20 protein-coding genes are annotated in these 22,544 nt (G+C 54.6%); 4 read left to right on the top strand and 16 right to left on the bottom strand.

What is annotated here, in order from left to right; all coding sequences use genetic code 11:
* Positions 1–78: 78 nt before the first annotated feature.
* From AB8B29_RS32190 to gtdA, 10 genes are all read right to left on the bottom strand, one after another.
* Positions 79–1,008 carry an electron transfer flavoprotein subunit alpha/FixB family protein gene (locus AB8B29_RS32190; protein ID WP_092575640.1) on the bottom strand — a complete coding sequence of 310 codons (930 nt, stop codon included), beginning with the start codon at positions 1,006–1,008 and terminating at the stop codon, positions 79–81.
* Between the two features lie 24 nt (positions 1,009–1,032).
* The gene (locus tag AB8B29_RS32185) at positions 1,033–1,782 is read right to left on the bottom strand and encodes an electron transfer flavoprotein subunit beta/FixA family protein (protein ID WP_047558426.1); all 750 of its coding nucleotides are present in this window, start codon (positions 1,780–1,782) and stop codon (positions 1,033–1,035) included.
* Between the two features lie 71 nt (positions 1,783–1,853).
* A complete protein-coding gene (locus AB8B29_RS32180) occupies positions 1,854–2,663 on the bottom strand; it encodes an aspartate dehydrogenase (RefSeq protein ID WP_208865035.1) in 810 nt (269 codons plus the stop codon).
* Between the two features lie 21 nt (positions 2,664–2,684).
* Complete coding sequence (locus AB8B29_RS32175; protein ID WP_439006999.1) at positions 2,685–4,190, bottom strand: aldehyde dehydrogenase family protein; 1,506 nt, start codon at positions 4,188–4,190, stop codon at positions 2,685–2,687.
* A 94-nt stretch (positions 4,191–4,284) separates the two neighbouring features.
* The gene (locus tag AB8B29_RS32170; RefSeq protein WP_092575645.1) at positions 4,285–5,349 is read right to left on the bottom strand and encodes an ABC transporter ATP-binding protein; all 1,065 of its coding nucleotides are present in this window, start codon (positions 5,347–5,349) and stop codon (positions 4,285–4,287) included.
* 10 nt (positions 5,350–5,359) lie between these two features.
* Complete coding sequence (locus tag AB8B29_RS32165) at positions 5,360–6,202, bottom strand: carbohydrate ABC transporter permease (protein WP_113108617.1); 843 nt, start codon at positions 6,200–6,202, stop codon at positions 5,360–5,362.
* Positions 6,203–6,211: 9 nt separating this feature from the next.
* Positions 6,212–7,156: a carbohydrate ABC transporter permease gene (locus AB8B29_RS32160; protein WP_052212411.1), complete on the bottom strand. Its 945-nt coding sequence runs from the start codon at positions 7,154–7,156 to the stop codon at positions 6,212–6,214.
* A gap of 64 nt (positions 7,157–7,220) precedes the next feature.
* Entirely contained in the window at positions 7,221–8,519 is a 1,299-nt protein-coding gene (locus tag AB8B29_RS32155; RefSeq protein ID WP_439006998.1) for an ABC transporter substrate-binding protein, read from the bottom strand.
* An 847-nt stretch (positions 8,520–9,366) separates the two neighbouring features.
* Positions 9,367–9,897, bottom strand: coding sequence for a MarR family winged helix-turn-helix transcriptional regulator (locus AB8B29_RS32150; protein WP_092575654.1), 531 nt, complete (start codon positions 9,895–9,897; stop codon positions 9,367–9,369).
* 179 nt (positions 9,898–10,076) lie between these two features.
* Positions 10,077–11,126 carry a gentisate 1,2-dioxygenase gene (gene gtdA / locus AB8B29_RS32145; RefSeq protein ID WP_092575656.1) on the bottom strand — a complete coding sequence of 350 codons (1,050 nt, stop codon included), beginning with the start codon at positions 11,124–11,126 and terminating at the stop codon, positions 10,077–10,079.
* A 110-nt stretch (positions 11,127–11,236) separates the two neighbouring features.
* On the opposite strand from gtdA, the gene AB8B29_RS32140 reads away from it, so the two are divergent.
* Positions 11,237–12,094, top strand: coding sequence for a fumarylacetoacetate hydrolase family protein (locus AB8B29_RS32140; RefSeq protein ID WP_092575659.1), 858 nt, complete (start codon positions 11,237–11,239; stop codon positions 12,092–12,094).
* Between the two features lie 64 nt (positions 12,095–12,158).
* Positions 12,159–12,758, top strand: coding sequence for an NAD(P)H:quinone oxidoreductase type IV (gene wrbA / locus AB8B29_RS32135; RefSeq protein ID WP_092575661.1), 600 nt, complete (start codon positions 12,159–12,161; stop codon positions 12,756–12,758).
* Between the two features lie 530 nt (positions 12,759–13,288).
* Here the strand turns inward: wrbA and AB8B29_RS32130 are convergent.
* The 5 genes from AB8B29_RS32130 to AB8B29_RS32110 form a co-directional block, all read right to left on the bottom strand.
* Positions 13,289–14,083 carry an enoyl-CoA hydratase-related protein gene (locus AB8B29_RS32130; protein ID WP_047558403.1) on the bottom strand — a complete coding sequence of 265 codons (795 nt, stop codon included), beginning with the start codon at positions 14,081–14,083 and terminating at the stop codon, positions 13,289–13,291.
* A gap of 91 nt (positions 14,084–14,174) precedes the next feature.
* Entirely contained in the window at positions 14,175–15,785 is a 1,611-nt protein-coding gene (locus AB8B29_RS32125; RefSeq protein WP_167669596.1) for an FAD-dependent oxidoreductase, read from the bottom strand.
* A 109-nt stretch (positions 15,786–15,894) separates the two neighbouring features.
* A complete protein-coding gene (locus AB8B29_RS32120; protein WP_047558397.1) occupies positions 15,895–16,671 on the bottom strand; it encodes an alpha/beta fold hydrolase in 777 nt (258 codons plus the stop codon).
* 52 nt (positions 16,672–16,723) lie between these two features.
* Positions 16,724–17,911 carry a CaiB/BaiF CoA transferase family protein gene (locus tag AB8B29_RS32115; RefSeq protein WP_092575667.1) on the bottom strand — a complete coding sequence of 396 codons (1,188 nt, stop codon included), beginning with the start codon at positions 17,909–17,911 and terminating at the stop codon, positions 16,724–16,726.
* 23 nt (positions 17,912–17,934) lie between these two features.
* Positions 17,935–18,924, bottom strand: coding sequence for a cupin domain-containing protein (locus AB8B29_RS32110; protein ID WP_092575669.1), 990 nt, complete (start codon positions 18,922–18,924; stop codon positions 17,935–17,937).
* A 274-nt stretch (positions 18,925–19,198) separates the two neighbouring features.
* Between AB8B29_RS32110 and AB8B29_RS32105 the strand changes: the two genes are divergently transcribed.
* Both AB8B29_RS32105 and AB8B29_RS32100 read left to right on the top strand, forming a co-directional pair.
* Positions 19,199–20,149 carry a helix-turn-helix domain-containing protein gene (locus tag AB8B29_RS32105; RefSeq protein ID WP_047558386.1) on the top strand — a complete coding sequence of 317 codons (951 nt, stop codon included), beginning with the start codon at positions 19,199–19,201 and terminating at the stop codon, positions 20,147–20,149.
* 387 nt (positions 20,150–20,536) lie between these two features.
* Entirely contained in the window at positions 20,537–21,427 is an 891-nt protein-coding gene (locus tag AB8B29_RS32100; protein ID WP_439006997.1) for a dihydrodipicolinate synthase family protein, read from the top strand.
* Positions 21,428–21,841: 414 nt separating this feature from the next.
* Here the strand turns inward: AB8B29_RS32100 and AB8B29_RS32095 are convergent, their stop codons facing one another.
* Positions 21,842–22,504, bottom strand: coding sequence for an SDR family NAD(P)-dependent oxidoreductase (locus AB8B29_RS32095; protein ID WP_092575673.1), 663 nt, complete (start codon positions 22,502–22,504; stop codon positions 21,842–21,844).
* Positions 22,505–22,544 lie beyond the last annotated feature (40 nt).

The following is a 22,544-nucleotide window of genomic DNA, read 5'->3' as shown; positions in this document are numbered from 1 at the left end:
GTATATCGCTATCGTTTCCCGCCGCTTCGATAAGGATCTGAATCCCAATTCCCGGCGCGTAAAAATTCGGCTATCGCGTTAGATGGCCTTTTGTAGCTCAGGCAGCACCTCGAAGAGATCTGCCACGAGGCCATAGTCGGCGACCTGGAAGATCGGCGCTTCCTCGTCCTTGTTGATGGCGACGATGACCTTCGAGTCTTTCATGCCGGCGAGATGCTGGATCGCACCCGAAATGCCGCAGGCGATGTAGAGCTGCGGAGCGACGACCTTGCCGGTCTGTCCGACCTGCCAGTCGTTCGGAGCGTAACCTGCATCGACGGCAGCGCGCGATGCGCCGACGGCAGCACCGAGCTTATCGGCGACCGGCAGGATGACTTCCTTAAACTTTTCGGCTGAACCGAGCGCACGGCCACCGGAGATGATGATCTTGGCGGATGTCAGTTCCGGACGGTCGGAGGTCGACACCGCATCGTTGACGAAGGTCGACAGACCCGGATCGGACACGGCGGGGATCGCCTCGACCGAAGCCGATCCGCCTTCTGCGGCAGAACCGAAGGATGCAGTGCGCACCGTGATCACCTTCTTGGCGTCGGTCGACTGCACCGTCTGAATGGCGTTGCCGGCATAGATCGGCCGCTTGAAGGTGTCGGCCGAGACGACTTCGATGATTTCCGAGATCTGGGCGACGTCGAGAAGGGCTGCGACGCGCGGCAGGACGTTCTTGCCGACCGAGGTGGCGGCCGAGATGATGGTGTCGTAGCTCGCTGCCAGCGAGACAATCAGGTCGGCCAGCGGCTCTGCCAGATCGTTGGCGAGCTCGTCGCTTTCGACGAGCAGGACCTTGGAGACGCCCAAGAGCTTTGCGGCGGCATCGGCAGCAGGCTTGACGCCTTTGCCTGCGACCAGCACATGAACGTCGCCGCCAATCTTGGAAGCAGCCGTGAGTGCCTTGCCGGTCTGGTCGGAAAGGGTCGCATTGTCGTGGTCAGCCAGAAGAAGAATGGCCATTATCGTGTTCTCCCTTTCCAGATCTCAGAGTACGCCGGCTTCGTTCTTGAGCTTGTCGACAAGCTCGGCGACCGATTTCACCTTCACGCCTGCCTTGCGGCCGGATGGTTCTTCCGTCTTCAGCACCTTGAGGCGCGGCGCGGTGGAGACGCCGAAATCAGCCGGGCTCTTTTTGTCAAGCGGCTTCTTCTTTGCCTTCATGATGTTCGGCAGCGAAGCATAGCGCGGCTCGTTGAGGCGAAGGTCGGTGGTGACGACAGCCGGAAGCTTGACCTTGATGGTCTGCAGGCCGCCATCGATCTCACGGGTGACAGCGGCGCTGTCGCCGGCGATTTCGACCTTAGAGGCGAAGGTTGCCTGGGCGGAGCCGAGAAGGGCTGCAAGCATCTGGCCGGTCTGGTTGGAATCGTCGTCGATCGCCTGCTTGCCGACAATGATGAGGCCTGGCTTTTCAGCGTCGGCAACACCCTTGAGGATCTTTGCGACTGCGAGTGGCTCGACGGCGTCATCGGTTTCAACGAGGATGGCGCGGTCGGCGCCCATGGCGAGCGCGGTTCGCAAAGTTTCCTCGGCCTTGGCCGGGCCGATCGAGACGACGACCACTTCCTCGGCCTTGCCGGCTTCCTTTAGGCGAAGGGCCTCCTCAACCGAAATCTCGTCGAACGGGTTCATCGACATCTTGACGTTGGCAAGGTCGACGCCCGATCCATCCGGCTTGACACGGATCTTCACGTTGTAATCAACCACCCGCTTCACTGGGACGAGAATTTTCATGCGCTCTTACCTACACCTATGTATTCAAATCTGCCGATTGGACGCGGTCCAAGCCGAACTAACGCGCACTTTCAAACGACGACGGAGCTGAAGTGCCGTACAATCGCCTCTTGGATACTCAAAGCGGCCAACCAAGATGTTTTCGGGTTGTCCGGTAAAGGTTGGTTTTGTAGCTCGATTGAAAAACTGCCAAAGGCTCCCGTCGCCTCCACGCGATGTCCGTTCGTCGCTGTCCCGGGGTCTGCCAAAAGTGCTACGCTGGTTGCGTCAAACCCGACACCTGCGAGCGCCACCGCGGCGGTTACATTTGCGTTTTTTGGATAAAGCTGCGCGGCTTGTCGTGCGTTGCCTTCGAAGATGACCGTCGGCTCAAGAAGCGCCGTCAAGTCCATCCTATCCGCAGCCGGAGTGCCCGCCCAAGCGATTGGTGGCTTGATGCCAGTATAGGCTACTTTACTCAAGCCTGCGCTTCTCGCCGATCTCAAAACATCAAGTCCTCCAATAGCGCCTGACACGACCGTTAGACGGCAGCGTCCGACTTTTGCGGCAACCTCAAGATCATCGAACAACGATTTGTCAGCCAAGCTCCCGGTTGAGACAATGATTGTGTCGATCCCGTTCCGCAGCAAAGTCGGAACAAAATCGCGCACAGCATCGTGGCTTGCGCACTCAACGACCAGTGAAGGACGCCAGGCGACAAGATCCGCAACATCGTGAAATAGCTCTAAACCAGCAATTTCACTCGCCGGCGGCGCGAACTCAGCTGGTACGAGTACCGCTGCCACGGCCACACCGGCTTCGGACCGAAGAAGCGAAGCCTGCAAGCTGCGGGCCATCGCACCATATCCAATCAACGCAATGCGCTTGCTCTCGTCTGCCAAAGCAAACTCCCTTCCTTTGATTTAGCTGATTGTATGAGCAAGAATCGGCTGACGGGCACCCAACTTCACGTAGGTCTGCTTGGTATCCAGATACTCATTAAGTGCATCCAAACCGTTTTCACGACCAAAGCCACTTTTCTTGACACCACCTTGGGGAAGCTGCGGCGCCGCCTCCAGAAACGTGTTCGCAAATACGGTTCCAGACTTCAACTGGCGGGCAACCGTAAAGATTTTGTCGATGTCTTTGCTCCACACCCCGTTTGCAAGACCGAAATCGGTACTATTAGCCAAATGTATTGCTTCTTCCTGTGTTTTGAATTTTGTCACACAAAGAACAGGCCCGAATATTTCCTCCCGGAAAACGCGCATGCTAGAGGTAACTTCAGTAAGGATCGTCGGACCCACGAAAAAGCCATTATCGTAAGCTTGGCCCTGGAGACGCTCTCCGCCACACGTGAGGATGGCACCTTCTTTCTGTCCGTCGGCGACGTACCCGAGGACCTTGTTCATGTGCCCCTCATGGATCAGCGCACTCATATCCGCATTTTTGTCCATGGGGTGGCCAACAACGATCCGCTTTGCGCGTTCGGCAAGTTTTGACACAAATGCGTCGGCAACACTCTCTTCGATCAGCAGGCGCGATCCGGCCGCGCAAACTTCGCCCTGATTGAAAACGAACCCAAAGAGAACGCCATCCAATGCGGCATCAAGGTCCGCGTCGGCAAAAACGATGTTGGCGCCTTTACCTCCGAGTTCCAATGCTACGCGCTTAACGGCCTCCCCACATTTTCCAGCGATGTGCCGACCAACACCAGTGGAGCCCGTGAAGGATATCAGTGATACATCGGGGTGACTGGTCAGAGCCTCGCCCACGGCAGTCCCTGTGCCAGTCACGACATTAATAACACCTTGAGGAAAGCCCGCTTTGCTCGCCAACCTCGCAATCTCAATGGCGGTACTGGACGTTAGCTCGGAGGGTTTGATCACTACCGTGCATCCAGCCGCGAGCGCATACGGGAGCTTCTGAAAAAGGCAGATCAAAGGGAAATTCCACGGCACGATCATGCCGACGACCCCACATGGTTCTTTCGTTACAAGCCCCAGCGACAGAGGCCCGAGCTGTGTATGGGTTTCTCCTTTTTCGGTCACCGCAAGTGATGCTGCAAAGCGCGTCATTTCGACAACCATTGCAAGCTCGTATACAGACATCTTCGTCGCTTTGGCGGATTCCTCCGCTTCAAGTCGAACAAGATAGTCCGCGTTGTCTGCAATCAAGTCAGCAAATCTATTAAGCAGCCCAGCGCGGCCCGAGCCGCTCAGATCCCGCCAATTTTCCTGGTTAAATGCCTTTAACGCCGCCGCTACAGCAGCATCGACGTCTTCCGACGTACCTGCTGAAAAGCGCGCGAGTAACGTGCCGTCGGCGGGTGAGTGGCGGTCGATCAACGTGACCGAAGGATCACACAAGACCCCGTCGATAAAATGGCCGTAAGTACGGTGCGAGAGAGCGGGGTGCGCTTGCAACAAGTGAGCCTCCATCAACAAAAATTTTACTAGGGGTCAAAATGCCGGTACGTGTGTCGACGACGCGGCTCTCTTTAGCGGGGACGTCGAAACGGTCTCAATTTGCAACGACACGCACACTCTCCGGGGGCGCGTACACCCCAACGACATCACCTACTTGGCTGGCGCATCGATCGGTAACCGCAATCAGCCGCGTGTCCCCGATTGCGAGATAGACATTGGTGGTCTGGCCCAATGGTTCGACGAAGTCGACAACTGCACGCGCCGATCCAGGCGAACCAGGTTGGACGAGCTTCAGGTGTTCAGGCCGAATACCGAGTGTAAATTGGTGTGCTGGATCCAGTCTCGCGGCAATCAACTCGCGCTCGGTAATTGGAAGCGTATCAACAAACTCCTGGATCTGACAGGTCGGCTGACCCGGCGTCTTCATGACAGCCGGGAACAGGTTCATGGGCGGTGATCCCATGAAATCAGCGACAAAGCGCGTCAGGGGCCGGTCATAGATTTCCATGGGCGACCCGATCTGAACCATGTCGCCCCGACGCATGACGGCAATTCGGTCTGCCATAGACATAGCCTCGATCTGGTCGTGCGTGACATAAATCGTGGTGATTCCCAGTTCGGACACGAGCTTTTTGATTTCGGTCCTCATGACGGCACGAAGCTTCGCGTCAAGGTTCGAAAGCGGTTCGTCCATCAGGAAGACTTTAGGGTTTCGTACTAAGGCGCGCGCTAGCGAAACTCGCTGCCGCTGACCGCCGGACAGTTGAAACGGCTTACGGCCAAGATAGTCCGCGATACCGAGCTTGCCGGCTGTTTCCTCAACCTTCCTCTTGCGATCCGACTGAGGCACCTTTCTGATCTTGAGCGGAAAGGCAATGTTTTCAAAGACTGTCATGTTGGGATAGAGCCCATAGTCTTGGAACGCCATGGCGATATCGCGATGGCGCGGCTCTGCGAAGGTCACGTCCCTGCCGTTGATGTGCACGGATCCCGAGGTTGGTAATTCGAGCCCTGCGACCATACGGAGTGTTGTCGTCTTTCCGCAGCCAGATTCCCCCAGCATGACGAAAAACTCGCCTTCGGCTATGTCAACTGACACGCCGTTAACAACAGTTATCTCGCCAAAACGCTTTTGCACGTTTCTAATTTGAATGCCCACGATAGCCTCCTTAGCCTTTTACTGCGCCCAATGTCAGGCCGCGAACAAGATAGCGTTGCATAAGTAGAACGAGGATGACGACAGGCAGCGACATGACGACTCCTGCGGCTGAAGCCAGACCCCAGGCAATTGACTTTGCGCTCAGAGTATTTGCAGCGATGACCGGTAGCGTTTTCGCAGCGTTCGACGTCAACATGGAAGCCAGGAGAAATTCGTTCCAGGCAAACATGAACACGATGACCATTGTCGCTGCCAGGCCGGGCAACAAGAGCGGGAGCGTCACCCGCCAAAAAGTTTCAAGTCGTGAACATCCGTCAATCAGTGCGGCTTCCTCAATTGACTGCGGGATATCCTGAATAAAGACGCGCATTACCCAGACAACAAATGGTAGACCGGAAAGAGCGTACGCCGCAGTCAGCAACCAGTAGGTATCGAAGATACCCAGCCACCTCGCGAGGATAAACATTGGAACGACACTGACGATCGGTGGCAGCATACGGATTGATAAAATCTCGAAGGCAATCATCTGCTTGCCTTTTATATCGAACCGAGCCAGCGCGTAGGCGCCCAAAGTTCCGCAAACCATCGCCAGGCTCGTGGACAATCCGACGATGACGACACTGTTGATAAACATCTTGGCGATGCCAATGTCCGTGATGAGCTTGGCGTAGTTTTGCAAGCTCGGGGTGAAAACCCATACAGGTGGGAATGCTGTAATTGCCTGGTCGCTCTTCAAAGATGCTGTGACCATCCAAAATATTGGAAAGGCGAAAAACGCTGTCGCAAAGAGTGCAAAAAAGTACGCCAGCAAGATTTGAGAATATCGGCGAATAGCGGGCCTTTTCATAGACATGCTGGGCTCCTATCGGCTTTCTTTTTCAGAAATAATTCGCGCAAAGCCAGAGAGCTTGGTGAATATCAAAATTATAGCCGTCACGATTAGTAGGGTAATCCACGACAATGCCGATCCGTAGCCGAGATCAAAAAAGCGGAAATTTATCCTCTGCAGGTAGACGCTGACGAGATCAGTGGAAAAATCTGGCCCACCTCGCGTCATGATGAACGCCGTGTCATAGGTTCGGAAGGCATCTACGATGCGCAGTAGCGTGGCGATAACGATGACCGGCCGAAGTAGCGGCAAAGTGACGGAGAAAAACACACGTATCGGCCCGGCCCCGTCAATGGCAGCGGCTTCGAATGGGCTGCGTGGGAGCGATGAAATGCCCGCGAAGACAATAAGAAACATGAAGGGAGTCCACTGCCAAATGTCGACAAGTACAATCGATAGCAGCGCGGTGCTTGCCGATGATGTCCAGAGCTGGGGTTGAAAGCCTAACACGGTCAGGAGGTAATTGAGGACGCCGAGGTCGGGCATCATCATGACCCGCCACACGATGCCAACAGCGATCGGCGTAACCAACATTGGCACCAGGATGATCGTCCGCAACAGGAAAAATCCAGGGTACCGCAAGTTGAACAGAAGCGACAAAAGTACTGCAAGAACCAATGACGACGTCACACTTAAGGTTACAAAAACACAGGTGAGGCCAATGGCATGCCAAAATTGTGGATCTAAAAGGGCGTTGGCATAGTTTTTCAAACCGATGAATTGAGAGGCTCCGCCATGGGTCGGGTTGTAGTTCGTCAACGAGATGTAAAGAGAATAGATCATCGGAAAAAAGCCGACGAGGTTCATAAGGACAAACGCCGGTGTGAGGAGAAGTACGCCTGTCCGGCGCTCTCCCGCCCGTTCCGCTTTATGGGTGCCAGTGACAACTGGCGTAGAGATTGAACGCGTCATAGCCATAGTAATTTCCCATTGCATGATAGGAACGGCCGCGGGCCGTTCCTTCACGTCAGTTCAAGCGGCCTTAACGAATGATGGCTTTGACGCGCGTTTCGGCGTCTTTCATCGCTAGGTCAGGCGATTTTCTGCCGAGAACGGCGGCCAGAATTTCCTCATATAGGACCCGTTGCACTTCCACCGAGTTCGGAACGCGGTAAGGGGGTAGTGCGATCGTGGTGGTTCCCCGCTTCTTGAAATCCTGATAGACGGCCAGCGAGGGGATTCTTGCTTGCACCGCCGGATCTTCTAGCTGCGATTTGAACACCAGATTCATTTCGCCGTTATCGAGAAACAGCTTGTACCCCTCTCCCTTAAGCATCCAATCGAGGAATTTATAGCTTTCGATTGACTTTTGTGAAAAAGCGCTGACGCCGATTGAAAAGCCACCGGTCATTTGCTGCTGATATTTTTCGCTTGGAACGGCGGCATAGCCGAACTTGCCCTTCAGTGGTCCATTCTCCAGGCCGGAAAACACATCCGACCAACTGATAAACATCGCGGCTTTTCCTTGGGAGAAAAGGGACAGACCGTCTGGATAGTCGAGACCTTCAGCGCCCTTGGGTGCAAAAGGAAGCACCTCCTTGATCCGTTCAATCGCCTTCACACCCTGTCCCTCAGTATTGAAGGCAGGCTGATTTGAGCCATCCAACACGCCATCGTCGGTGGGCCCCAACTTTGTCATGCTCATTAACCGGGTAGCCCAGTCGCCTGACATGTGAGCATCCTGACCACCTAGTAGCAGGATGTTGCCAGCCACCTCATTTGTATGAAGCGCTTCGGCACACTTCCGATAATCGTCCCAGTTCGTGGGCACCGAAAGACCCTTTGCTTCGAACAGATCCTTTCGGTAAACAAAAATAGGGGTGGCGAGCGTCAGCGGTATTCCGTAATGCTTCCCGTCGCGCTGCACAAATTTCAGGGATTCCGGAATTACATTCTGATATTGCAAAGGCTGCAGCGATGCATCCTCAGCCTGGATATCCTCCACGGCCTTCACCCACTGATTGCCTAAAACCTGATTGATGAACAATGCGTCCAAGGTCAAAAGGTCATAAGTGGAAGATCCTTGAGACATTTCTACAAGGAGCTTTTCGTAATGCTCATTTTGCGGAACGGGGTCAGCGCTGATTTCGGCAGCGGTATAGGATTTCGAAATTTGGTTACCCAGCGTTTCGCCGAATAGGAGGTTCATATTCAGAATGTTAAGACTTTCACCGGCGGCAAGTGCACGCGTTGAACGAAGGTTGTAGGCAGCAAGCAACGCCGCTGCTGCTTTCAATGCCATTCTGCGGCTCATTTCACGATGATTTTTTACTATGGTCATGTAGGCCTCCACCATTGTTCCCGTATGGTTTACGACTTGGCAACGTTGCGTTGTCAGCTAAGAGGGTCCGTCTTCCGCGGCTTCCACTTGAACTTCGGAGCCGCTGATACGGCGGTTCCCATGCTCCTGTTATGGCTAACCTGAAAGGTCGCCGAAGCTTGGAGTCCAGTAACCATGTGGCGGCTTCAGGGACAATGGTAAAGTACCCCAAAATATTGGACAAATTGCTCAATTCCACGGTGACTGCCCTGCATGTTCGGCATCTTATAGCCGGCCGAGGTCTGTAGGTACCGCATCAAGTCGAGGCGGCAACGACGAGCGCGACCCGTGTAACCCAGCCGAGACTAGCACCGGACGGTCCTCTACACGCAGGAGCCGTCGCTCCTCGGTTTCGCAGGTTCAGATCTTCTTTGTCCGCAGCTCACGAAGACGGACTGGGAACTACGCCCCAAGCTGTTCCCCGCAGCGGGGTCCTATCTCACTATGGCCGAGAATTCTTGATGCTCGACACACTGAGCCAATTTGACTGGAAATGAAATAAGGACTTCGTTCGTGGGTTGATCAGGATCAATCCCGGACTGCCTGCATGGCCGCATTATACCTTAGCACCGATGATGAAGCAGGGCTCTCAAGCCGACGGCCAACGCCCATGCTCGAGTGTCAATGATCTTAGACGATCGCGCCTGCCGACAGCAAGATTTATGAAACGGGGCAGCGTGGCAATTCACGCGACTTTGGCGCCGTTGCCTGGAGGGATTGGAGGGACTTGCTGACGTGGAACCTTGCTTCTAGCCCGTCGCGTCAAGCCGATCCATCGCACTCACGTCTACGATGTCTAATCCCAAGCTCACTCAACTCGGTCGGATTTGGATTGGACATAGTACTTTTCCTTCCGAGCGTCCTTCGTGGCAGCGCCAGCAGATGGCACAACAGTCTGCCCGGCTGCGGTCAATTGTTCGTACATACTTCGCAATGCGCGCCGTGTCACGGCCATGTCGCTCTCGCTGAGGCCAGCCAGCATAAATGTATCGAGTTCGATCGCCTGCGGAATCAAGGCGTCCACCAACCCCTTGCCTTCAGATCGCAACGATACAACGATCTCTCTCTTGCTCTTTGTCGAGCGGACTTTCCGGATAAGTTTGCGTTCATGCATCCCCTCGGTGAGCCGCGACAGCGTTGAAGCATCGATTGATGTCAGCGAGGAGAGATCAACCAGTTTTGACTCTCCGAAATCATGAAGCACAACGAGAACGCGCCACATCGGTATCGTTAACGAGTGGATCTGCAGCTTCAAAACGAACCGCTCGTTTATTGCAGAGGCAACCCGGTTCGTGAGAAAAGAGAGACGGTCCTCGAGCTTGTAGTTTTCTTCACCCATGCGTCTCTTCACTTTTGTCGAAGTTCATCGTGCAGCGAGGTCGAATACCACAAACCTGTTTGGAATCCGATCCGAAAAAAGATCGAGATAACCGAGATTGAGGCGCGTCTCGGTCAAAAGTGGATAAATATGATTTCGGAGCGGCGGCCTACTGGCCGCCGCCCGCTACAGTAAAAGGGTCAGCTGCGTTCCTCGCGCAGGAGGCCCAACTTTTCATGCACCGGCCGATCGGAAAATGAGAAGAGAATGGAATCCGAACTGGAGCTTTCAAATCGATGGCGCAACCAACCGGGAACAGCGAACACGTCGTTCGGGCCCAATACGACTGGCGCCGATCCCTCCACAATCACGGTCGGCTCCCCTTCGATGACCACGAATACAGCGCTTTCGGTCGACCGGTAGAATGTCGAGTTAAAACCTTTAGGGAGCAGTCGGATCGTCGTGCCAAGCGTTGGGATTGCCCAATCCCCGTTCACAGGGTTCACATAACGCATGCAAATGCCGAGGTGCTTGTCGATGTCAGTGGACCGCTGTAAAACGTCAAGCGCCTCACGGGTTCTGGCGTAGGGATAGTTAAACACCGGCGACGTGCCGGACATGCTGGGCATGACCACCGGAAGCAGGCCGCTTCCGAAGCGAGCGAGAGAGTCGCCCTCCGGTTTGCTCAACACCTGCCGGTTGGCTTGATGTTCTTCGCGAAACCCTGCCTTTAGAAAATTGACCAATGGCACGTCGAGCCCGTCCAACCATATGACCGGCTCGTCGCCGTCATGCCCGTGATCATGCCAAGTCCAGTAAGGCGTGAGGACCAGGTCTCCACGATGCATCGTTGTCTTCTCACCCGATACTGCAGTAAAGCCGCCCACGCCTTCGAGCATGAACCTCAACGCCGATTGAGTATGCCGGTGAGCTGGGGCGACCTCACCCGGCATGATCAACTGCAGTCCAGCGTAAAGCGTATCGGTGATCTGAGATTTCCCCTCAAGCCCTGGGTTCTCCAGAACCAGAACACGACGTTCCGCCTCCTCTGCGGTAATCGCGCGACCTGCGGTCAACAACTGAGGGCGAACCAAATTCCATGCCCAGTGATAGGGGACCGCGTTCGGGCGAGGGTCGGTTGGGACAAGCCCCTTCAGGCGTTCCCATAGAGGCGCCAGCTGAAGAGCGCTGAGCTCAGCGTAGTAGGCCGATCGCTCGATAGTGTTTGGCGTGTTGGATTCCGTAGTCATCTAACAGTTCTCCTTGCACTGGATGGTGATCATCGTTGACAGACAAGGCATAGCGATATACTGCATATGCAATAAATGCAAATGCAGTAATTTAGCCGGAGGGAGATGCCATGAAGATTTGCAGGTTCAATCACAACCGGATCGGCGTGGTAGTGGGGGATACGGTCATAGACATCACTTCGGCCTTTGACCTGAATCCAGCATGGCCCTTGCCGCCCGGCGACTGGCTTGCCCGGCAGCTGCTGGATCTCCCCAAGATGCGCGCGGCTGTTTCCAAAAGTTCGTCGCGACTGGCGCTACACGAAGTCTCCTTGGCATCGCCCATCGCAAATCCAGGCAAGATAATTGGCGCGCCAATCAATTATCGCGCTCACATTGATGAAGCGAATGCCGACAGTGAGATCAACAACGGCACGACCTATACAAATATCGACGAGTTCGGCCTGTTCTTGAAGGCGGGAAGTTCGTTGATAGGACCTTCCGAAACTGTCATGCCCCGCTTCAGCGAGCGTCGGACAGATCACGAAGTAGAACTCGCGGTCATTATCGGCAAAGAGGCCAGCTTTGTGAAAAAGGATCGGGCTTTCGAGCATATCCTAGGCTTCACAATCGGTCTGGACATGACCGTTAGAGGAAAGGAATTTCCATCGTTTCGAAAGTCCCCAGACACCTATACCGTCCTCGGGCCATGGCTTGTAACCTTCGACGAAATCCCCTCTCCCGATGCTCTGGAGCTTCGTCTCAGCGTGAACGGAATTGAGAAACAGAGAGCGAATACGTCGCAACTCATCTTCAGCGTTGCACGCCTTATCGAGTATGCCTCGAGCTTCTACACCCTCTTTCCGGGAGACATCATAATGACTGGAACCCCTCAGGGAGTGGGACCTGTTCAGCCGGGCGATACTATCGACGTGCAGATAGAAGCCATCGGGGAATTGTCGATTTCAGTAGGGCGCGCCGCCTCCTGACGATGACGCTGAATGGCAACAATTGATGAGCTCGCTCCAACACACAACAAGGTAATTATATCAGATGACTAAAGTTCTCGTTCTCTACCATTCTGCTTATGGCCATATTGAAACGATGGCCAAGGCGGTTGCAGATGGCGCACGTTCCACTGGCGCCGAAGTTGTTATCAAGCGGGTCCCCGAGTTGGTGCCCGACGAGGTTGCCAGAGCTTCGTTCTTTAAGATGGACCAGGAAGCTCCAATCGCCGACCCGAACGAACTGGATCAATATGACGCGATCATCGTGGGAGCAGGAACACGATTTGGCACTGTGGCATCGCAGATGCGCAATTTCTGGGATCAAACCGGGGGACTTTGGGCCGCTTCGAAGCTCGCTGGTAAAATAGGCGCGGTGTTTACAGCTTCCGCGACGCAGCATGGCGGTCAGGAATCAACCATCCTGGGCTTCCTCCCGACACTGCTTCATCACGGAATGATCGTGGCCGGTCTTCCCTATTCCTTCCAGGGACAGCTCGGGTTGGAAGAGGTTAAAGGTGGAACGCCGTATGGTGCGACAACAATCACCGGGGCTGACGGTTCGCGTCAGCCTTCATCCGTAGAACTGGACGGTGCGCGTTATCAGGGCGCTCACGTCGCCAAGATCGCGGCCAAGCAGGTCGCCTAACCATCAGCAAGCCTTCGGAAAGCGGGAGTCTAAAGCGCGGCCTCCCTTTGCGCGCGAGGCTTCGTTAAGCCACGACTGTCGAGCGACAATCGGGATGAGATCACGTCTCATGTTGGTTGTCGCACTACGCACGGCCGTAACTATAGCTCGCTTGCGACCACACTGCACAATCGGCCAACCGACGGTGTGCACCAAGCATCAATGATCAAGGAAGACTGTGCGGCGCTCTTGTCCGCATGAACGGGATTGTGGCCCGAGCCGATGGTTCAGGGCATCAGGAAAGGCAAATATCGCATATCTTCAAATTACCCGGTCAAAACCGACAAGCTCATCCTTCGAGGCTGGGCCCGAAGTAGTTCGACGATGCTGATTCCGATGATCATTTACAAGTCCGTCGCCAGAGGCACGAGTTTGCGAGCAGATGCTCATTGTGGGGCGCAACGTCGTCGCTGATCTAACCGTTCGAGCGACAGGTTGTTGTGTCAGCCTTGCCCTTCCGTCTCGTGCAGATCGGTGCGTTTTACAATCGCTCATCGTCCCGTGAAGACAGGAGGACGTTTTTCGGTAAAAGCAAGCATGCCTTCCTTTGCGTCTTCAGTCATTGCTAGGCAATTAACGCTAAAGCGTTCGAACGCTAAGCCATTTTCTAACGTGGCACCGACAGCATTGCGCACGCAAGCTTTCGCCGACCTCACTGCGGCCGGAGCCCGCGCCGCTATTGCGCGGGCGATCTCGATAGTGCGTGTCACGGTAGCAGGTGGATCACAAACCTCGACGGCGAAGCCGAACTGAAGCGCTCGCTCCGCACCGATGGCTTCTCCAGTCATCAGCATATAGTTCGCCAGGTTCGGCGAAAGTTTGCGCGGCAATCGCTGCGTTCCACCGTCGCCTGGCACGCCGCCTAGACGGATCTCCGGCTGGCCAAACTGGGCATTCGAGCCTGCGACGACGAAGTCGCATACCAGGGCGAGTTCACAGCCTGCCCCGAAGGCGAGGCCGTTGACGGCAGCAATCAACGGCTTTTCAAAGGACTCGATCGCCGCCCAAGCGGCGACACGGGATGGGCTGTTTGACACTTCAACAGGACCTAAGGCCACCATTTCCTTGATGTCCGCCCCGGCTGCGAAAAACGCCTCCGTCCCCGCGAGAATTACGCAACGCACGCCATTGTCTTCATCAAGCTCGCTAAGCAAGCGTCCCAGCTCAATGATCATCGAGCTGTGCAACGCATTTTTTTTATCCGGGCGGTCGAAGCGAATAAGGGCAACGCCATCTGCCGGTCGTTCCAGGACGACTTTGTCGGCGTAATTCTCGGTCGGGTTCATGTTATCTCCAGTTGCTACGCATGCAGCCATTTGCTGCCCCAAGGGTCGCGTCTTTTCGTGCCAATCAAGCAATGACCGCCGTCCCGCGAGGCTAGAGGCGGTTGTCCTTCAAAATTGAACGAGCGCAAATGTAACCCCATGTCATATATGGTCCGATTGTCGTACCAACCTGGCTTGGCGTACGTGCTCCCGTGGGGCTGGCCATGACATTGCCGGCGCAATAAAGGCCGGGAATTATGCTGCCGTCCGCCCGAAGCGCTTGACCATACTCATTGGTTCTCACTCCGCCTTTGGTTCCGAGAAGGGACGGACGGAACCGATAGGCGACATACGGCGGCTTTTTGATCTCCGCCATAAGACCGACGCTCGATGCTACGCTCTTTTCATAGAAGCAGGAGCATCCTCGCTGATAGTCCTCGTCGATCCCGGTTCGAGCGAAGGCGTTGAAGCGTTCGACTGTCTTGCGCAGAGCGCCGGATGGAAGGCCCGTCTTTGCCGCCAGCTCTTCCAGGGAATCTGCTTTGAGTAACCAGCCGGGTTGGTACCGACGGTACCACCAGATCAGTGGAGTACGTTTGATCATCGGCCAATGGCTGATCACCCAAGCGGGTTGATGAATGAGACCTCCGTCGTCATCCCGATCCATGATGCGATCGTAAACCCAAAACTCATACTCGCTGGCGAACCGGTTACCAGACTGGTCGACAATGATCGCGTCCGGCTCAGCATGGATCCTGAGCGGCAAGCCGTGCAGTTTGCCCTCGTATTTTGTGGGCGGCTGGATGACGATATTACCCTGGTCCATATGTGCGAAGGTGGCGCCAATAGCCTGTGCCATCTTGTGGCCGTCACCCTCATTGCTGCTCGGAGAGCTCTTAAAGTCGATCTCGCTTGGAAAATACGTGGCCAGCATTTTGCTATCCCACTCGAAGCCCCCCGTAGCAAGAACGACACCGCTCCGCGCTTTGTAGGTGTGGCGCCGTCCATCGCGCTCCACCTCTACCCCTTTGACCACACCCGCGGCATCGACCTTCAAGGCGATCGCCCTTGTTGATAATTCAAACATGCACCCGGCGTCGATACAGCCCTTCAGAAGACCGGTGATAAGGCCGTTGCCCTGTGCCATTGAATCCGTGAGCCAGCGCCGGATTAGAGTAGGAAGGAATTTCAATGTACCTCTTATGGGCTGACGATCAAGCTTAGCAGCGACGGTTTCATGATACGTCAGCCTTTGCGGTATCGTCGAACGCCTGACCTTTTTACGCAAAGGCCCGAGAATCTTCTTGCTCAGTGGCTCGACGGAGAGAATTCGGGTTGACTTTGCGCCCACGCATTCTTGGAACGGATCTGGAACCGGCGTGAGGCGAAAACGAAGGGGGCTAAGTGCCTCCACCAACTTGAGCATTTCTGGCCCGTTCCTAAGCTGGCTCTTCCATAGCTCGTCTTCTGTCTCCCGCCACCCTATTGGAGACGCTGCTCGCATATAGGCTAACGCCTCTTCGAATGAATCTTCAACGCCAGCTGCCTGCGCGTAGTGATTGCCAGGCAGCCAGGTCATTCCGCCTGACATGGCGCTGGTTCCACCCAATTTGTCGGTTTTCTCGATGACCCGAACGGACTTGCCAGCCGATGCGGCTGTTAGCGCTGCCGTGAGCGCCGCAGCTCCCGATCCAACGACAATGATGTCTGTTGTGCCCTCCATTTGCCCCGGAGGAGTCGTCCTGACTGATCTACTGAACATCGTGTGCTCTAACTTTCGGCATAGCGGCGGCAAGCGACAACCCAAGTTATCGCCCTCCACGAAATAGGCGCTAAAGGGCGTCTGTGGACTGAAGGAAGGAGCCAATCAGTTCACGATAGCGGGCAGCGCGAGTATTGGGAAAGAAATGCCCTCCGTCGATTATTTCAATCTGAGAACCTCTCACCAGACTGGCAATTTCCCTGGATTGATATTCCGCTGCCAACATGTCATCCGAAGCTCCCACAACTAGGCTTGGCAAACCTTCAATTGCCCGAAGCTCATCGCGGCGATCGAAGTTGAAGGGTGCTTTCATCCGTGCTGCGAGGACATCGTCGGCCATGGTCTGGCGGATCGTCTTGATTCGGCTCATAAGGTCATAGCTCGGATCGAGCACATTCCCACCTGGCATTGCGAGGATGGCCGAAAGCTGCCCGCAGGTTTCCGTCCCCGCCGTATCAAGGACGCGCTGGCGTAGATTGTTGATGAATTCCATATAGCGATCAAATGCGCAAAATGTCCCGCTGAACACTGCTGCCTCGACCCTTTGCCGATGGTCGAGAACCAAGCACTGGGTAATGACGCCTCCCATGGAATGACCGATCACGGTAGCCTTTTTCACTTGAGCATCGTCAAGGATGCCGACCGCATCGGACACAATTTCACGCAGGGTGTGAACTCCCTCCACATCGCGGTTGGCGCCACACCCTCTTTGATCGAAGCTTATGACGGTGTATTTTTCCGCGAGATAGGAACGATGAGCATCCCAGAAGTTTGCATGCCCACCAAGCCCGGTCACAAGGAGAACAGTGCGCGCACCGCTCCCCTGAATGTTGTAGTGTAAGGTCATTGAGTTGACGCCTTTTCATCTATGTCAAGTTTGCTGAGCCGTATTCGGTCGTCTAACGAGCAATGACGTCGCTATCGAAAAGCTTGGCAATTTGGTCTTGGGAGAAGCCGTACTCGGTCAGGATTTCCTCGGAGTGTTGACCCAGCAATGGAGGAGCTTTGAGTGCAATGTTGGGAAAGGCCGAAGACTTTATCGCATTCCCGACGGTACGGAAATTTCCGTGTTTTGGGTGGTTGATCTCGACGATAATCTTGTTCTCGTCGATCTGCGGGTGCTGCAGGACCTCTCCCAAGGGGAGTACCGGGCAACACAAGATGTCTGCCTTGTCCAGCCGCCTCACACATTCTTCCGTGGTGAACTTGCTAAAGCCGGCACTCATCCGCCGGCGATATTCACCGCGTTTGGACATTTGCTGGGAAAGCGTAGAAAACTCGGGATCCTTGGTAAGATCGGGGATCTCAAGCGCGTTACAGATATCGGACACTGGATTTGGCCTCAAAACCGCAATTACAGCGACGCTGCCATCTGAAGTCGTGAAGATGTCCATTGGGTCTTGCTCAAGAGGATTGAAGTCGTGACCGGTCCGAAGCTTTTGCGTGACTTCCTGTTGCTGCATCACCAAAAAAACGTCGAGAAGATTGATCTCAAGCTTCTGTCCCTGACCGGTGCGCTCGCGGTGGTAAAGCGCCATGAGCACCCCTTGAGCCAAGATCATGCCCGCCGAAAAATCCGCTGTCGAGATCGGGAACAATTGGGGTTTACCATCCGGATCCTTATTCCCAAAGGCAACGCCCGCCATCGCCTGTGCCACGAAGTCCATGCCGGCTTTGTGCGCGAGTGGACCCGTCGCCCCAAAGCCCGATCCCTCGACATAGATGACCTTTTCGTTTATGGCTTTGATATCTTCGTAGCCGAGGCCGAGACGCTCGACCACACCCGGCCGGAAGTTGTGCACAAACACGTCGGCGTTCCTGGCAATCTTTTTGACAATATCACGGCCTTCCTGGGATTTGATATCCAACGCCAGACTCCGCTTGTTACGGTTCATGGCCATGAAGTTCGCGCTTTCGTCGCCTTTGTTAGGGCGATGGCGGTCAATCGCCCGGCTGATGTCTCCGATGCCGGGCTTTTCGATCTTGATGATATCCGCGCCATAGTCACCCAGAACCTGAGTACCGCACGGGCCGAACATGATCTGCGACAGATCACAGATCCGAATTCCTTCCAGTGGAAGTGTCATTGAAGTTCCCTCTTAGACGTTTGTTAGACGCCTACAGTACGTTGATCCGAAATGCCGGGAATGATGAAACCGTATTTATCCACGAGGAGCTTTTCCGTCGTCGGATTGCGTGGAATTGACGCCGGACGGGGTTCGCCCGGAAGTTTCCTGACGCCCGTCTCTCGTAAGGCGCCTTCCACGCTAGGCGGAAGGAATACGCCGCCGTATTTGAGAGGCTCAGTTCCGTTATTGATGAAATGATGCATTAGCGTCGGCGGAAGGACAATGACGTCGCCTTCTGCAATCGGAAACTGTTCATCACCCAGAACCACGATACCTTTTCCGTGGGTAACGATCACTATCTCTTCGGACGCCACGTGGCCGTGATGGCGCACATTGGCCCCTGGTTCAAGCAGCTGTGACGCTGCACAGAAGTAGGTTACCGGCAAAACAGGCGCAGCGATCATGATGCTCACGTAGCCCAGGCTGGGTGCAGCCTGCCAATACTCCTCGCCTTCATCATCTTGGACGATAATGAAATGGCCGTTATCACGCTCCACGAGATTGTTCCCCGCACGAACTCCGACCGAGGCGCCACCATCGGCGGGGGTGCCGCCGCCGAGTGGAAACAGATCGAAGCGCGAGTCAGGTGCCGGCGGAAAAGAGATAACCGACAGGCGAAGAGGCTCGTCACCATCCTGCACGACTTCAACGCCAACACCCCGACCCCAGAACATGAAGGTTCCCTTGGACACCGGATGCTTTTGTCCGTCTACGATGACATGACCTCGGCCTCCGAAGCACAGAACCATCCGCTCGTTAAGTTCATAAGCATGTGGGCGAAGGTAAGCTCCTTTGGGAAGGTCGATGCCCACGACGGCAAAGTGCGAGAATTGATGGCTCACTGGCGACACTTTGACCAGAGCGCTCCCGCCGCCTTCTGAGCCAAGGCTTACGGGTGATCCCTCATCCGCCCGGACCACAACTGCCTCGAGTGGAATTTCAGTCGATGTCTTCTTTGTTAGCATGTGCATAATACTGCGTCCCTCGCATTGATATTATCTGCGCCGGCCGACGTACGATGGCTGCCACCGCACGATCCATTTCCGGCGCCTCGCCCAAGCGAAAATTCGTGGGATAATTGCCAGTTCCCGACCGCGGCACATCTAAAAACGAGAGCGGCCCGACTACAAAATCCGTCAAGTCTGATTTCAAAAAACCATTTTCTCGCAAAGGGAACAATGGTAAAAACTGACAAATAGCTGGACGTTTTGCTCAACGCTTCGTCCCGCGGTGAAGGGGTACTGGATGCCGAACGCGAGTCGAATAAACGTCGCCCAACCCACTTATGGCGGCGCTGCCACGCCTGCTTATTCACTCTATGGCGAAGGCCCGGAACTGGGGCAGTCGATCTACTCGAATGCGGAGTCGATCTTCGTCAGAAGTAAAAATCTGACCAACAATATCGAAATGCATTTGCATCGCGACCTTTACCAGTTCGTGTATATTTCAATAGGAAAATCTACCCTTGTAACACCTGCGGGTAGGAAAGACTTTGGGGATCGGACACTGTTGTTGGTCCCTCCGAATTTCGAGCATGGCTTCAATTCATATCCCGAGATCGAAACCCGCGGCCACGTCATCACGATCAGCGATTTTTTCTTTGGGCGCATGGCACAAAGGGGGCTGCTCGTCGCAGACGTGCTCGATAATATCATGATCTTCGAAGGCATAGATCCAATCAACAACGCCCCGCTGATCGAATCAATTGAGAAAGTCATTCAAGAACATCATGAGTTCCGCTACCCCCATGTCTTGGCAAGGGAAGCTTCCGTGCAGGCGTTCATCGTTGAATTTCTTCGCCTTCTGCATGAACGGAACGCCTTCAAAGAAGGACTGGACGCTGGAAAATACAGAGATCTGTCCGATGGGGGTCGGATCAAGCAGCTTTCATGGCTGATTGATAAATACTACAAATCCCACAAAAACGTCAATTTTTATGCTACGCAGCTCGGTGTTTCCGCTTCCAACCTTAACAAAATGTCTGTCATAGCAACGGGCGGAAGCGTTCATGCCAACCTCAGGGCTCGCATAATGGAAGAGGCTCGGGCTTACCTTGCAAACACAAGCTTGAGCGTTAAAGAAATTGCATACCGACTGGGTTACGAAGACGCTGCCTACTTCACTCGCTTTTTCACCAAAAATGCTGAGATGTCACCAATCGAGTTTCGCCGTATTGCAACCCAAACACAGGGATAGTTGTAAGGCCCGCTTGATTTTCAAACGCGGCATGGGCGGGTTGGACGGGCGAACGAAATTCTCTTTGAATCTCGTCACGTGGAATGCGTAAGGCTCCATGCCCGGCGTCTTGGGGTGGCTTGCGCGCGGTCCCTTAACGGCCCTTTCAGCAATTTTCGTGGCGGCTGTCGGTAGTGACTGCGACAAAGTGCATGCGCGCGGGCTAAATGTCCATTGTTCTCCTCTCTTGATGCCGTAGGCTCCCAGTATGCAGAGCAAGCGAACTGAGCAGCTCTGCCAGCTCAAGTATGCCCCTTCACGGGGGCAATCTCATAACCGCGTCTGACCGAAGCAATGCCCTAGACGCAAGAACACCTGATTTGAAACACCAAGACCGAGATTGGAACAATGACATTTTTTTCCGGCGTGATCCCTTACCTGGTAAGTCCAGTAAACTCTGACGGGAGTATCATGGAGCGAGTATTGGGTGATCTCTGCTCTGACCTTATTCGAAAACGTGTGAGCGGCTTAACACCGCTTGGAAGCAGTGGAGAATACGCCTATCTGTCCGAGACGCAAAAGATGCGCATCGTTGAGGTAGTGGTTGAGGCCGCGAGCCATCGGGTGCCGGTACTACCGGGCGTCGCCAGCGTTTCCACTCAATCGGCAATAGATCAAGCCAAAGCTTATCGCGGCGTAGGAGTAGACGGAATTGTCGTTGTGCTCGATTCATATTTCCCTCTAAGGGAAAATGAAGCGAGAAAATATTTTTTGGACGTAGCAGATAACGTTGATCTCCCTATCATCGTTTATACAAATCCGAATTTCCAACGCACGGATCTGTCAATCGAGACAATCTGCGCGATTGCAAAACACCCAAACATCGTTGGTCTAAAGGATGCCTCGACGAACACCGGTCGATTGCTGTCCATCCTCAACCGATGCGATAGCGATTTTGCTATTTACTCAGCATCGTCCCATATCGCGACTACAGTACTCATGATGGGAGGCAGAGGTTGGTTCGCTGGACCGGCTTGTGTACTGCCCGAGCAAAGCATCGAGTTGTACGATGCTTGTATGCGCGGAGATTGGAACGATGCGATGACAATGCAAAAGCGCCTCTGGCCTTTCAACGAAGTTTTCGCACAATATCGGTTGGCAAGCTGCTTGAAGGCAGCGCTCAGCGCACAGCGCTACGACGTCGGAGATCCGATACCGCCGCAGGCACCCCTCGACGCTTCCGCAGTCAAAGTAGTTCTAGATGCCCTGACCACGGTCCAGGGTTTTTACTACAGGTGACCGTCATCGCGACGGCACTCAAGATGCTCGGCCATTGACGAGGGGTAGAACCGATTTGGGATAGATATGCTCTGGTGTCCCGGCGATCAAGCAAGCTCCTGTGCGAGCGACGACGTTGAACTCTGTCGCGACGGTCTTATATGACGCGCCCCTTGTCTCCCAAGAAAGCCATCAGCAAGTGAATGGGAACGCTCACGAAGCGTTCTTGAATACATTCTTTCTCCGCGGGCCGATATTGCGGAACGCAAACCACGACTGCTTGTGCCCGTTGAACAGACGTAGGTACACGTTGCAACTATTCCGGTTTGCCGCAAGAAAAACAATCTGATCTGCAGAAGCTCGAAGCAGTCTTGGCGCCCGCTCACAATGTTAAGCTTGCAGGACGGGCGACGCTGTCGAGGCGGTCCCGAATTGCTAATACGGAATTGTCTCACCCAGGTAGTTGCAGAAGGTGAAGGAAGAATCTGCGGGTGAACAGATCAACGCACTCAACCCTACCGCGGAAACCTCGACCTCAATATCAGCCTCCTCCCCACCCATATCTGTCTTCACCCAACCTGGATGAGCAACGGTAACTTTCACGCTCGGGATTTGAACGGACAGGCTGCGAGCGGCCGAGGTCAATGCTGCCTTGCTTGACCGGTAGAGCCAGTGATCGCCAACCGAGTTTAGCTCGACCGATCCCATGACCGACCCCAAAAACATGAGATGCTTGAGTGAATATTGATGCGTCTTAGCCAGCTCCTGCCCCAAGGCAACAGGCGAAACACTATTAGTCAGAAACAAATCAACAATCGTCTGCTTATTGAGCGTCTCGTCGACATCTTTAGGCATCACACCGGCGGATACGACGACAATTTCCACGCCAGCTAAGTGGGCGCTCGATACGAGTGAATGGCGCGACTGAGGATCATTGAGCTCGAGCGGAAGCCACAAGGCATCGCTGCTACGTTGGGAACCATCGCGGCTCGTTGCTATGACGTTGTAACCCTGTGTCGAGAGTGCGTGAACCAGCGCTAAGCCAATACCTCTGGAAGCCCCGACAACCAAAACTGTCGAAGATGATAGACCATTCATGATTTATTTTCCGGGCTATGCAGGCTCTGGCGACATCGTC

It is taken from the genome of Rhizobium sp. 11_C7_N12_5, from assembly GCF_051811145.1.
GTDB lineage: Bacteria > Pseudomonadota > Alphaproteobacteria > Rhizobiales > Rhizobiaceae > Rhizobium > Rhizobium lusitanum.
The sequence above is the reverse complement of the archived record's forward strand: the minus strand, read 5'-3'. Positions and strand labels throughout refer to the sequence as shown.

Bases quoted from the DNA above. Each gene is read 5' to 3' on its own strand.
- AB8B29_RS32190 (WP_092575640.1), bottom strand. From the start codon at position 1,008: ATGGCCATTCTTCTTCTGGCTGACCACGACAATGCGACCCTTTCCGAC.
- AB8B29_RS32185 (WP_047558426.1), bottom strand. From the start codon at position 1,782: ATGAAAATTCTCGTCCCAGTGAAGCGGGTGGTTGATTACAACGTGAAG.
- AB8B29_RS32165 (WP_113108617.1), bottom strand. From the start codon at position 6,202: ATGTCTATGAAAAGGCCCGCTATTCGCCGATATTCTCAAATCTTGCTG.
- AB8B29_RS32160 (WP_052212411.1), bottom strand. From the start codon at position 7,156: ATGGCTATGACGCGTTCAATCTCTACGCCAGTTGTCACTGGCACCCAT.
- AB8B29_RS32155 (WP_439006998.1), bottom strand. From the start codon at position 8,519: ATGACCATAGTAAAAAATCATCGTGAAATGAGCCGCAGAATGGCATTG.
- AB8B29_RS32150 (WP_092575654.1), bottom strand. From the start codon at position 9,897: ATGGGTGAAGAAAACTACAAGCTCGAGGACCGTCTCTCTTTTCTCACG.
- gtdA (WP_092575656.1), bottom strand. From the start codon at position 11,126: ATGACTACGGAATCCAACACGCCAAACACTATCGAGCGATCGGCCTAC.
- AB8B29_RS32140 (WP_092575659.1), top strand. From the start codon at position 11,237: ATGAAGATTTGCAGGTTCAATCACAACCGGATCGGCGTGGTAGTGGGG.
- wrbA (WP_092575661.1), top strand. From the start codon at position 12,159: ATGACTAAAGTTCTCGTTCTCTACCATTCTGCTTATGGCCATATTGAA.
- AB8B29_RS32130 (WP_047558403.1), bottom strand. From the start codon at position 14,083: ATGAACCCGACCGAGAATTACGCCGACAAAGTCGTCCTGGAACGACCG.
- AB8B29_RS32125 (WP_167669596.1), bottom strand. From the start codon at position 15,785: ATGGAGGGCACAACAGACATCATTGTCGTTGGATCGGGAGCTGCGGCG.
- AB8B29_RS32120 (WP_047558397.1), bottom strand. From the start codon at position 16,671: ATGACCTTACACTACAACATTCAGGGGAGCGGTGCGCGCACTGTTCTC.
- AB8B29_RS32115 (WP_092575667.1), bottom strand. From the start codon at position 17,911: ATGACACTTCCACTGGAAGGAATTCGGATCTGTGATCTGTCGCAGATC.
- AB8B29_RS32110 (WP_092575669.1), bottom strand. From the start codon at position 18,924: ATGCACATGCTAACAAAGAAGACATCGACTGAAATTCCACTCGAGGCA.
- AB8B29_RS32105 (WP_047558386.1), top strand. From the start codon at position 19,199: ATGCCGAACGCGAGTCGAATAAACGTCGCCCAACCCACTTATGGCGGC.
- AB8B29_RS32100 (WP_439006997.1), top strand. From the start codon at position 20,537: ATGACATTTTTTTCCGGCGTGATCCCTTACCTGGTAAGTCCAGTAAAC.
- AB8B29_RS32095 (WP_092575673.1), bottom strand. From the start codon at position 22,504: ATGAATGGTCTATCATCTTCGACAGTTTTGGTTGTCGGGGCTTCCAGA.